The organism is Flavobacterium ginsenosidimutans (assembly GCF_037478105.1).
GTDB classification, from domain to species: Bacteria; Bacteroidota; Bacteroidia; order Flavobacteriales; family Flavobacteriaceae; genus Flavobacterium; species Flavobacterium ginsenosidimutans.
This window is the reverse complement of record NZ_CP147988.1, coordinates 3,407,039-3,419,372: the sequence shown is the minus strand read 5'-3', so window position 1 is coordinate 3,419,372 and position 12,334 is coordinate 3,407,039. Positions and strand designations below refer to the sequence as shown.

Sequence of the window (12,334 nt, the reverse complement as noted above, 5' to 3'; positions counted from 1 at the left end):
TATATAAAAGGTATTTGATCGACAAATAAATATTAAGCAGTCGTTCGTTAAAGAATATTATAAGAGTTTGTCTTTTATTTCCTTGTATTTACTTCGGCCAATTGGTAATAACTCTCCGCTTTTTAGTTGTATGCTATATTTTCCTCCTGCTTCCACAACAATTTTATCTGCGCGATCCCAACAAAGAATATAAGATTTATGTATTCTTTCAAATGTTTCTGGAAGCAGTTTTTCTAATGCTTCAAGCGATTTATCATGCAGTTCTATTTTACCATTTGACAAATGCAATTCTGTATAAATTCCTGCTCCTTTTATATATATAATTTCATTAATTGGCACGAGTCTGAAAGTCTTTGCTTTCCTTACTGCTAAAAACCGTAAATTATTTCCAGATTGTTTTCCAGATGTGGCATAACGTGTAAAAGCCTGCGCCAATCTGTTTTGATCGAAAGGCTTTGGCACAAAATCCAGAACGCCATAATTAAACGCTGTAATAGCTTTATCTGTATAAGCAGAAATAATAATGGTCTGGAATGGGCCAGCTACAAAAGTTTGCAGAATCTCAAAACCATCTTCTCCGTTTAGATTTAGATCTAAGAGCAGGAGATCAATTGAATTCTGTTCGATAGCCAAAAGTCCATTTTCAAGTGAATCACAAAGCAGAATCTGAACCTCTTTATCAAAGAAATCACGAGTCATTCTTTCAATTCTTTTGGCAATACGCGCTTCGTCTTCAATTATTAGTATCTTCATCAATCAAAAATTTTAATGGTTGTCTCCCACCCTTTTTCTACAGAATGAGAATCGAAAGACCAATTTGTTCCATAACTTTCGGTTAATCTGGCTTCAATATATTTAAAACCTGTTCCTATTCGCTTTTCTTTTTTGGCTTGTCTGTTTTTGGCAAAAGTCAGTAAGGTATATTCCTTAAACTGTTTTTCTTTGGTAAATTTTAAATAGAAAATAATACAACCCTCATTTGGAGGAAAACTGTGCGTAATTCCATTTTCTATAATTGTATGAAAAATTGCTGGCGGAATTGTTTCATTTTCATCAATCCCTTCTTCTTGCCATTCATAACAAATCTCTTTACGAAAAGACATCACTTCCAAATGTCTTCGGCATAAATCAATTTCTTGTCTGATTGGGATAAGCGTATCTTCTGCAATATCATTCATTATATCAAATTCTTCGGCAAGAGCCCGAATAAAAACAACGCCTTCTTTTGGGGATTCTTCAATCCAATCTATTAATGAAGTTAAAGTATTTCGAAGAAAATGCGGTTGAATATTTTTTTTGATTAATTCCAATTGCAACCTTGAAGAAAGCAGCAATGATGCATTATGAGCTTCTTCCATTGCTTTTGCTCGAATGGTATGAAGATAAAGCATACAAAGCACTAAAATGGTAAAAGCAATAAACAATCCGAAATCATAAAACATAAAATAATTAACAACCACGCCTGCCAGCAAACCCGCTGCGACAATAAGTCCGCCTTTTGTTTTCCTGATTGCGGCATCAATAGCAATTACGATAGAAAAAAAACGGGCTGTAATAGTGAAATAAGCTGCAGAAATATCAAAATGCCCATAATACCCAATATAAACTGCTAAAAGAACAATAAACAAAAGAGCTAGAAACAGTTTCTTTCTTTTAAATTCAAACTGCAGCATAAAATACCACGGCACAAGCATTGAAATAGCAAAAGTGAGCCAGCCAATAATCTTTAAACGGGTATAAAACTGATTATAAGGAATATCTAAATAATACTTGACATATTCGATAATTAGCAGAAAGAAGAAAAGAAGACAAATGATTCCGAAAAGGAAAACTGCTAGTTCTTTTCGAGCACTATTTATATACAAAAAGAAATAATAAATAGCTGCGATCAAGAAAGCGCCAGCCATAAGATTCATAAAAGACACTACGATAAGTGGCGAACGATGAAGCTGAAGATAACTTTTAAGTTTTACATCAATACCACGTTTTGCTTCTTTGTTGTAAGTCTGTGTACCAATTAAAGTTACAGTATGTTTTCCAAGATTAGATAATTTCTTTGGTATTTGGTAGTATGATGTTTCTGTTCCAGGTATTTCAGACTGACCCGATTTTGCCATTTGACCATTCTTTCCAACTAAAACTCCGTCCCAATACACATCAAAAGCACCAAAAGCATTAATCTGAAGCCCTAAAGATTCAGAATGATTTTTACGTTTCTGTATCACAACTTCTGTTTGAAATTTAAAACTGGAACTATCGGGCATATGCCAATCATTCAGTTCATGATCATAGTCAACATCGTAGGTCACATCAGTTGTAACGTATTCTTTGTAATACTTACACGAGGTAAACATTAGAAGAAACAAAACTGCAAAAAAGTAGGATTTATACATGAGATAAAGATAAAATAAATATCTAATCGAAAAATGCATTTGAGAAGCTTATAGAGCCGTTTGAATGTTTTCAAGAATGGCATTTTGTTTTATCTGTTAATCTTGTACTACAAAATCAATCAACATGAAACGCTTAATAATCAGTTTTTTACTTTTATTTATTCCTTTTCTAGGAATTGCTCAGCAAACCATAATTTCAGGCAAGGTTCAGGATAATATAACAAAAGAAGCATTGCAATATGTAACCGTCGCAATACAAGATAGTACCTCAAAAATAGTAATGACAGGTGTGACCAATGAGCATGGTGTTTTTACTTTGGAAGGCGTTTTAACAGGGAAACTGAATATTTCATTTAGTTATATTGGCTATCAAAATTATACACATGCATTAGAAATTATATCTGGAAAACCTAGAATTGAATTAGGAACAATTGGTTTAAATGCCGATGCTGTTCAATTAAAATCGGTTGAAATAAATGGGCAAAAATCCAATATTAGTTTAAAGCTCGATAAAAAGGTTTTTGAAGTTGGGAAAGATGTCTTGTCGCAAAATGGCTCTGCTCATGATGTACTTAATGGCGTTCCATCAGTCGCTGTCGATCCATCTGGAACAATAAGCCTTAGAGGAAATAGCAATGTTTTGATACTAATTAATGGGAGACAATCTGGTCTTACCCAAAGTAATGCACTTGACCAAATTGCAGCCGATCAAATTGAAAGAATAGAAGTTATTACCAATCCTTCGTCAAGATATGATGCTGCGGGTTCTGCGGGAATTATTAATATCATATTAAAAAAGAATAAAAAAAGCGGTTTTAGCGGTCAAGTCCGATTGGTAGGTGGTTCGCCAAATGATAGTCGTCTTAATCCGAGCATTAATTATAAATCAAATAAAATCAATGTTTTTTCCAATTTTAGCATACGTTCTAGCGATTATGAAGGTTTATACACTACAAATCAGTTAACTAATAGTACAACTTCTCCAAATTACATGAATCGTGTACAAAATGAAGACCGTCACGACGATGGAAAATTGCTTTATATAGGCGCTGATTATTTTATTAATGAACATCAGACTATAACAACTGCTTTTTTAAAGAATGCAACACATGATAATGATAAAACCAATTTGCAATACAATTATGATAACGATTTAGGAAATACAACGCCTGACAGCCTTTTGACAAGACATGGAAAATCATTGGAAAAACGTGATTATAGTCAGTTTGAATTTAATTATACTCGGACATTCAAACAGAAAGCAAAAAAATGGACGATTGATATACAATACGATTGGTGGAACAGTGATAAAAAATGGGATCTTTCGACACAAAAGCTGCTTCCTGAAGCAATGGCTCTTCCTGGCATTAGAACAAGCTCAGTAGGAAACAGCAAAGATTTCCTTGCTAAAACTGATTTTATACAGCCTATTGACAGTATTTCGGTTTTAGAATTCGGAATAAAAACTGAAATTCGGACTGTTTCTAGTGATTATCTTGCAGAAGAACAAAAGGACAATAATTGGGTCATTTATCAGAATATTGATAATGACTTAAATTATGATGAAACCATAACAGGCGCTTACACGCAATTTAGCAGCAAAATCAAGAAATTTAGCTATATGCTTGGACTGAGAACAGAGTTTACAGCTATTTCGATTAAAGATTTCGAAAACACTTATAACGATAAAAAAAACTATAATAAACTCTTTCCGACTGTCAATCTAAATTATAAGTTTGATGCTTCGACTTTACAATTAAACTACAGCAAACGCATTAGACGTCCGTCTTTATATGCTTTATATCCATTCAATGAAGTCACAGATTTAAATGCACAATATATTGGAAATCCTGACTTAAACCCTTCTTATACAGATGCATTTGAAATGGCGTTTCTTAAAACATGGAAAACATTCACTTTAAATCCTTCAATTTATTATCAATATGAAAAAGGTTATATTCAGGATTTTACTTATCGCCAAGATGATATTTTTATAACAACGCCCATAAATATTGATTACGAAATAAGGAGCGGAATTGAATTATCGATATTATATAATCCTTTAAAATGGCTTCAGATTAATGCTGAAATGAATTACTATCACTTCAAGCAAAAAGGAAATTATATGCAGGAGAATCTTGATTACGACAGTGATAACTTTACTGCACGTTTAAGTACACAAATCAAACTTCCATCTAAATTTAGTTTTCAAGGACGTTATAATTTTCGTAGCGAAAAGCGCAATGCACAAACTACAAACGAAGCATTACAATCCATTGATTTCGGATTAAGTAAATTACTGCTGAAAGATAAAGCTACTATTGTTTTTGATGTAACAAATGCTTTTAATCTTCGCCAGAACAAAAGCGTCACAACTGGAACTGATTATATTGTTAAAGAAAATAGTATTCCAAATGCCGCAAGATATCGCTTGAGTTTTGTCTATCGTTTTAATTTAACCGACCCAAAAGTAATTAGACAGGCAAATGATGCTAATAGAAATTGAGATGTTAATTCTCTTATTATGAAAAAGCATTGCATTAATACATTTTATTGATTTCCTTTTTTGGTTTTTGCAGTTAAATACTTTATTGTATTTTTGACAATAAGCTACTTATCAATCTATTGCAGATTTAAAAAGTAAAATTCCATAATTAATCAACAAAGTATCATATTATGAATTATACGCTTTTTCAACCATTTACAATAGGCCGAAAATTACTTTTCCTCTTACTATTTTGTAGCTTAAACTTCTACGCACAGTATAATAAAAGTGGTTACACTGATATTGCAAAACAAAGGCTATTAGTTCATATTACTTCAGATTATCTCCATACAATTAGCCAAGGACAAATTGACAAAGACAGCGCTGTTAGAGCTTCATGCCGACTTTATAATTTGAGTATTTTAATTCCCAATAATGAAAGTTATAGCAATGGCACAAGTATTCCTGCAATTAAACTTCTTGAAGAAGATAAAGTAAATCAAGCCAAAAATTTACTTCCAAAACTAAAAGGAGAAAACCGTTTTTTAATGCTTCTTGAACTGAGCAATTATTTCATTTTTAAATCTGGTGCGCAAAAAACAGATCTTGACAAAGCCGAAAAATATCTAGAAGAAATTTTACAGCAGAAAAAATGGGATAAATGGAAAATTGGAGCCTTGATGTTAAAAGCCAATTTGCTTAATCAAAGAGGAAATACAGATGCAAGTCAAAAATTATATGCAGAAATTGAAAAACACTGCAAACAATCTGAAAATAATCTGGATCTAGCCAGAGCACTTTTAGAAGCTGGAAAAACTTTACAATATGGCAATCCAAAGAGACTGGTTTATTTTCAAAAAGCACTTTCTATATTTCAGAATCTGAAGGAAAAAGAAAAGGAAATCGAAACCTTGTCTCAAATAAACATCGAATATTTTATTGCCAGACGTTATGATGACTCGCAGAAACTGATTTATAAAATATTACAACTTCAAAAAGAAATAAAATACTATCACAATCAATATGCTTTTGATGTACTCTCCTATTTATCTTATCGAAAAGGAGATTTGGTTAAGGCCTTGTATTATTCCAACAAAAGCATTGAAAGCATGCATTCCAAAGAAGATTCTATTTTCAAAGGTCTGTTTTTCTTGAGAAGAGGACAACTATATCAGCACAACGGAAAGAGCCAGGAAGCGCTCTTTTGGTACACTAAAGCTTCGGAAAATAAAACCCGAGAAACCAAACTTTATTGGTACAAAGCATTTCTTTCTAAAGCTTGGGTCTTCAATAAACTGCATCGAAGTAATGAGGCCTTGACTCTACTTAAAAAAACAGAAAGCGAATTCCCTCCTGTTACTGATTTTGAGAAAATGCACTTTGCCTTCATATTAGGAGAAACCTATGCAAGTTTAAAAAAGATGGACTTAGCAGAAAAAAACTATTCTATCTTTCAAAATATAGCCAAGAATTATCCACTTCAATATGTTCATGATGAATTTCCTGCCGCCTTTTTTCAAATCGCTTCTTTTTACCAAAATATAGGAAAAACCTATAAAGCCAGACAACTTTTAAAAAATGGAATTTCGCATACTTTTGAAATAGGTGTTGCAGAAAAAAGCGAGTATTACTACAACCTTTTTAAAATTGATTCTGTTGAAAAAAAATACAATGATGCCATTAAAAATCTGCTTTTAAGCCAGAAATATAAAGACTCCTCTTTTAATGAAGAACAGAAAAAAAAGTTTGCCGAATTATTAATTAAATATGAAACTGATAAGAAAGACAAAAACATTAAATTATTAAATACCCAAAATCAGTTGCAGCTTGTTCAATCTCGGGAAACTGAAAGAGAAAAGAACATTCTTTTAGTTGGCGCCTTATTATTAATTGTGATTGTCTGTCTTCTCCTTTACAGCTATATCATCAAACAAAAAAACAATCGCAAGCTCAAAGCTAATCAACTTGAATTAGATCAAAAAAATAGCTTTTTAGAAAACCTAAATGATGAACAGCAAAAGTTATTAAAAGAAAAAGAATGGCTTATTAAAGAAGTGCATCATCGAGTTAAAAATAACCTGCAAATGGTTACAAGTCTGCTGAATTCACAATCTGCTTATCTGAAAGACAGCGATGCTAAAATGGCCGTTAAAGATAGTCTTCGAAGAATGCAAGCCGTGTCCATGATTCATCAGAAATTGTATCATGACGATAATATTTCGACTATTGCCATGCCTCAGTACATTGACGAACTCGTTCATTATTTACATGAAAGTTTTGACAATGAAAATCAGATCACTTTTAAAAAGAACATCCAAGCAATCAATCTTCACGTTTCACAAGCGATTCCACTGGGATTGATCATTACCGAAAGTGTCGTAAATGCTATAAAATATGCCTTTTTAGAAAAGCAAAATGGAATTATAGAAATCAGTTTGTTTCAAGAAGATAATGATTCTATTGTCCTTAAAATATCAGACAACGGAATAGGTCTGCCTGCTTTTACGAATAAAAATGACACTAATTCTCTGGGAATTAACCTTATAAAAGGTCTTACCAAACAATTAAAAGGCAGTTTTAGCATCGAAAATAATAACGGCGTACATATAATAATTAAATTTATATATCTAAATACTTGATTTACAATGGGCAGCAAAGTTTTAATTGTAGAAGATGAATTTATAGTCGCAAATGACTTGCAGCTTATATTAAAACAAGCGGGTTATATTGTGACTGGAATTGCTGTTTCGGCTGAGGAAGCTAATGAACATATTGCAAAAAACAAACCTGATCTTGTGTTATTAGATATTTATTTGGAAGGAAAACAATCAGGAATTGATCTAGCAAAAAAATTAAAAGCCGAAAACATTGCTTTTGTTTATCTTTCTGCCAACTCCAATCAAACCATACTTGAAGAAGCAAAACGAACAGATCCTTATGGTTTTCTTGTAAAACCATTCAGAGAAAAAGATTTACTTATTACTTTAGAAATTGCTTCTTACAGACATAAAAACAGTATAGAATCTCGTTTGAGACAAGAAGAGCTTTTGCAAAAGAAGTTAAATTCGATAAGTCTTCAAACGCTTCAATTTGAAGAGTATCTTCAAGAAACTGCTCGTATTTTACAAGCATTTATTCCATACGATTTGATTGTATTCGAAATAAAAAAAACAGATCTAAACAAACGCAAAAGCGCTGCTTATATGCGTATAGGTTTTGACGAGTATCAATACATTGGTGAAAAAGAATTGAGAAACATTATCAATTCAAAAAGTAATTCTTCTTTTACTGAAATCAATTATTTAGAAAATGAAACTGTTATTTATGAAAATAACACTGAACATTTTAATCCAAATTTATCATTTATAAAAGATCATTTTAGAGCAGAATCTTTTCTTGTATTTCCTTTTTCATTAGATAATGAATTAACCATTCAATATATATTCTGCAGTCAAAAGAAAAACAATTATTCGCAACATCACATTGATTTATTGACGAGTGCAAAAAAGGATTTTACAAATCTTATGAATGGAGTTACAAATCAGCAAAAGTTGGTTGACTCAAAAAAGAATGAAAACTTTAAAGAAACTATTTCTCCTCAATTTATTGATATTATTGGAAAACATCCTCTTTTATTAAATACTCTTGATCTTATTGTACAAGTTGCGCCTTACAATACATCGGTTCTTATACTTGGAGAAAGTGGAACTGGAAAAGAAAAAGCAGCTCAGTCTATTCATAATTTATCCATGCGAAAAAATGGTCCTTTTGTAAAAGTGAACTGCGCTGCCATATCGCCAACTTTAATAGAATCTGAATTATTTGGTTATGAAAAAGGCGCATTTACGGGCGCTATAGAAAGTAGAAAAGGAAAATTTGAACTGGCCGATGGAGGAACTATTTTTCTGGATGAAATTGGCGAATTATCGAATGAAATGCAGATTCGATTACTACGCGTTTTACAAGAAAAAGAAATTGATTCCGTCGGCGGAAATACAGCACGAAAAGTTGATATACGAATTGTAGCGGCAACAAACCGAAATCTCGAAAAAGAAGTTGCTCTAGGGAATTTCAGAATGGATCTTTACTACCGTCTAAATGTGTTTCCTATAACTATGCCTACCTTGCGAGAACGCAAATCCGATATTCCAGAATTAGCCAATTATTTCGCAGAAAAATTCTGTAAGGAAGTCAACAAAAATTTTAATGGCATAAATCCAAAAATGTTGCAACAAATGAATGAATACTACTGGCCGGGAAATATTCGTGAATTAGAAAATTTTATCGAAAGGTCGGTTATATTAAATAACGGAAAATCTGAATTAGATTTTAAGCTGAGTTCTTCTCATTCGGAATCATTTAGTACAGAAAATGTTCAGACTTTAGAAGATGTAAAAAATGCGCAGCAGCAAATTGAACGCGATTACATCATTTCAATTTTAAAAAAAGCAAATGGCAGAATACGCGGAACAGCTGGTGCCGCTTCTATATTAAATATCAAGCCTACAACATTAGAATCTAAAATGAACAAACTTGCCATTAAAAAAGACGATTACGCAAAGTCGTAATCTATTTTAGATTACTCCATTTTTTTCGTAACTATTTTTCTTTTCTCCGAAATTTTAGTAGAAATATAAAGTTTTGATTTTCTGATATTTAAAAAACTAAAACTAAAAACAACAGTAATAACAGTAGTTAAGATTCTATTTCTGCACATTTTTCTGTTTCATAAAATTATTGGCATGTTCTTAGTCTTTTTTCACAGCATATTGATATCTAAATACTTATTCACAAAAATGATGTATTATCTATGGATCAGCTGCGAAATCATATTGAAGAAATCACTCCTGTAAGCGATGAAGAATTTGCTTATATCAAAACTTTCTTTACCAAAAAGAAAATAAAAAAGCATCAGTATTTAATTCAAAGCGGAGACAAAGTTCAATGCGAATATTGGATTTTAAAAGGTACTCTCAGAGCGTTTTACATTAATAAAGACGGCAAAGAACATATTCTTCAGTTTGCCATAAAAAATTGGTGGATTTCAGATTATAACGCCTATTTCAATCAAACAGAATCTACTATAAATATTGTCTGCATGGAAGATGCCGAAATATTATGTCTGACACTTTACGCAAGAGAAAAACTAGCTTCTGAACTTCATAAAATGGAGCATTTTTTTAGAATGAAATTAACCCTGCTCTATTCTTCCCAACAAAAAAGAATTATTTCTTTACTATCAGACAATCCAAAAGAGCGTTATGAAAAATTTGCAAGTTATTACCCAAGCATCTTGCAGAAAATACCCAAAAAATACATCGCAGAATATCTCGGAGTCTGTCGAGAAACGCTTAGCAGACTTTATCTCAATAACTAGCTCTGGAAGAGCGTAAGATTTATAGATACAAATTAATCCTCGAAATTAAAAGCTTCGGAGAAGCGACATATTTATAGACACAAATAAATCACGTAGACTAAAAAGCTCCAGCGGAGCGACATATTTCGCTCCGCTGGAGCTCTTCTCCAAATCACGGATTATTTCTATAAATATTTCGTCCCGCTGGGACTTCGTAACAATATTAAGAAGTTAATCAATTTCACAATTCACAATTCACAATTCACAATTCACAATTCACAATTCATAATTCATAATTCATAATTCATAATTAAAAAAATCCATTCTTAACCAAAGTCAATGATTTGGAAAGAATGACCGATATACTTTTGTCCTGTTTTTAAATACAATGTGATCATAATCACTCTTTTAAAGTGATTTAAATCAACTTCTAACGAATATTCAAAATGGAAATTTGTCTAAGAGATAACTGAAAATTTAAAATGAAAAAATATGAAAACAATACCATATAATTCAATTACCCAAAAAGTCTTAATAGTCGCATTCTGTATGTCTATGACTGTTATAGCCAGTGTTAAAGCTAAAAATTCTGAAAACATGAAAAAGAAAATTTTGTTCGTGGTCACCAATCATGAAAAAAAGGGAAATACGGGAGAGAAAACAGGATTTTATCTTTCTGAAGTAACACATCCTTGGGATGTACTAACAAGTGCCGGATACGAAGTTGATTTTGTCAGTCCAAAAGGAGGCAAAGCACCCGTGGAAGGATTCAATTTAAGTGATTCGACAAACAAGAAATTTTGGCTAGATACAAAATACAGACAAAAAATAGAAAACACGCTGAACCCCGAAAGCATTAATCCTGAAGAATATGCTGCTATACATTTTGCTGGCGGTCACGGCGCGATGTGGGATTTGCCAAATAATAAACAGCTGATTGCAATAGCGTCTAAAATATATGAAAATAACGGAATCATCAGTGCGGTATCACATGGTTCTGCTGGACTTTTAAATATTAAGCTTGATGATAAATATCTTGTAGATGGCAAAAAAATTAATGCCTTTACAAATGAAGAAGAAACTGCTGTAAAACTGGATAAAGCCGCGCCTTTTTTATTAGAATCTAAACTAATAGAAAGAGGAGCCATTTTTGAAAAATCAGGTTTATGGCAGATACATGTTACGGTTGACCAGCGATTGGTTACGGGACAGAATCCACAATCGGCAAAGGCAGTTGGCGAAGCACTTTTGCAACAGTTAACGGCTTCTGAAACCATTGCGAAATTAACGATGTATGAAGTTCCAGAGAATGTTTCAGAATCATTTAGAAAAGCATTAAAAGATTATGTAACCGCTTCTCTTTCATCCAAAGAAAATATTATGGCTGAAGCTTTTTACGAACAAGACAAAACCAATATTTTATGGCTGATTGAAAGATGGAACGGAAAAAAACAATTAGATGATTTCAGTAAAAAAACACAGGCAAAAGCCTTACAATCTTTAACTGAAAAATCCTTAAAAACTTCGCCCAAAATCTATTACGTAAAAGATCTGGAACCTTTAACCAAAGAACAGTGGCGAAAAACTTCCAAAAAAGAAGACAATCAGCTTGTGATTATGCTGTTTGTTGACGGAAAAAAAGGAACAGAACAGCAGTTTAAAGATACTTATCATATCGCGATGCCACAATTTCGCAGTGAGCCTGGAGTCGTAACGTATCAGCTTTCTGAAATTGAAGGAGATGAAACACAGTTTGTAACCTACGAGAAATTTAGAAGCAACGATGCTTTTCAGTATCACCTAAACTTCCCTCCAATTAAACCCGTAATCGAATATTTGGAAACCAGCATTAAAAAACCTCCTTTTCAAAACGGACTGCACAATCTAATAGAATTTGCTCCGCTGACAAGAGAATAAAATACTTTGAGTAAAATTATTTTTAAACACATAGAAACATAGTTTTTGCAGACGCAAAAAAGGCGTTTCACTTGTTTAAATGCACATAGTAAACTATGTGGAAGAAATATTTTTCTCTTTGCCGCCTTTATTAGACATAGAATCTATGTTTCTATGTGTTGGTAAAATTTCATTAACAACTTA

7 protein-coding genes are annotated in these 12,334 nt (G+C 32.3%); 5 read left to right on the top strand and 2 right to left on the bottom strand.

Going from position 1 to position 12,334, the window contains the following annotated elements:
- Nucleotides 1–57: 57 nt before the first annotated feature.
- Both V6624_RS14960 and V6624_RS14955 read right to left on the bottom strand, forming a co-directional pair.
- The gene (locus tag V6624_RS14960; RefSeq protein ID WP_111290727.1) at nt 58–753 is read right to left on the bottom strand and encodes a LytR/AlgR family response regulator transcription factor; all 696 of its coding nucleotides are present in this window, start codon (nt 751–753) and stop codon (nt 58–60) included.
- Nucleotides 753–2,393: a histidine kinase gene (locus V6624_RS14955; protein ID WP_338839131.1), complete on the bottom strand. Its 1,641-nt coding sequence runs from the start codon at nt 2,391–2,393 to the stop codon at nt 753–755. Before V6624_RS14955 ends, V6624_RS14960 begins: the two co-directional genes overlap by 1 nt.
- Nucleotides 2,394–2,517: 124 nt before the next feature.
- Here V6624_RS14955 and V6624_RS14950 point away from each other — a divergent pair, with 124 nt between their 5' ends.
- The 5 genes from V6624_RS14950 (at nt 2,518) to V6624_RS14930 (ending at nt 12,151) form a co-directional block, all read left to right on the top strand.
- Complete coding sequence (locus V6624_RS14950) at nt 2,518–4,899, top strand: outer membrane beta-barrel family protein (RefSeq protein WP_111290723.1); 2,382 nt, start codon at nt 2,518–2,520, stop codon at nt 4,897–4,899.
- Between the two features lie 170 nt (nt 4,900–5,069).
- The gene (locus tag V6624_RS14945) at nt 5,070–7,517 is read left to right on the top strand and encodes a tetratricopeptide repeat-containing sensor histidine kinase (RefSeq protein WP_111290721.1); all 2,448 of its coding nucleotides are present in this window, start codon (nt 5,070–5,072) and stop codon (nt 7,515–7,517) included.
- Between the two features lie 6 nt (nt 7,518–7,523).
- Complete coding sequence (locus V6624_RS14940; protein WP_111290719.1) at nt 7,524–9,446, top strand: sigma 54-interacting transcriptional regulator; 1,923 nt, start codon at nt 7,524–7,526, stop codon at nt 9,444–9,446.
- 242 nt (nt 9,447–9,688) lie between these two features.
- Nucleotides 9,689–10,255 carry a Crp/Fnr family transcriptional regulator gene (locus V6624_RS14935; RefSeq protein ID WP_111290717.1) on the top strand — a complete coding sequence of 189 codons (567 nt, stop codon included), beginning with the start codon at nt 9,689–9,691 and terminating at the stop codon, nt 10,253–10,255.
- 471 nt (nt 10,256–10,726) lie between these two features.
- Complete coding sequence (locus tag V6624_RS14930; RefSeq protein WP_162615030.1) at nt 10,727–12,151, top strand: antibiotic biosynthesis monooxygenase; 1,425 nt, start codon at nt 10,727–10,729, stop codon at nt 12,149–12,151.
- The last annotated feature ends 183 nt before the right edge of the window (nt 12,152–12,334 follow it).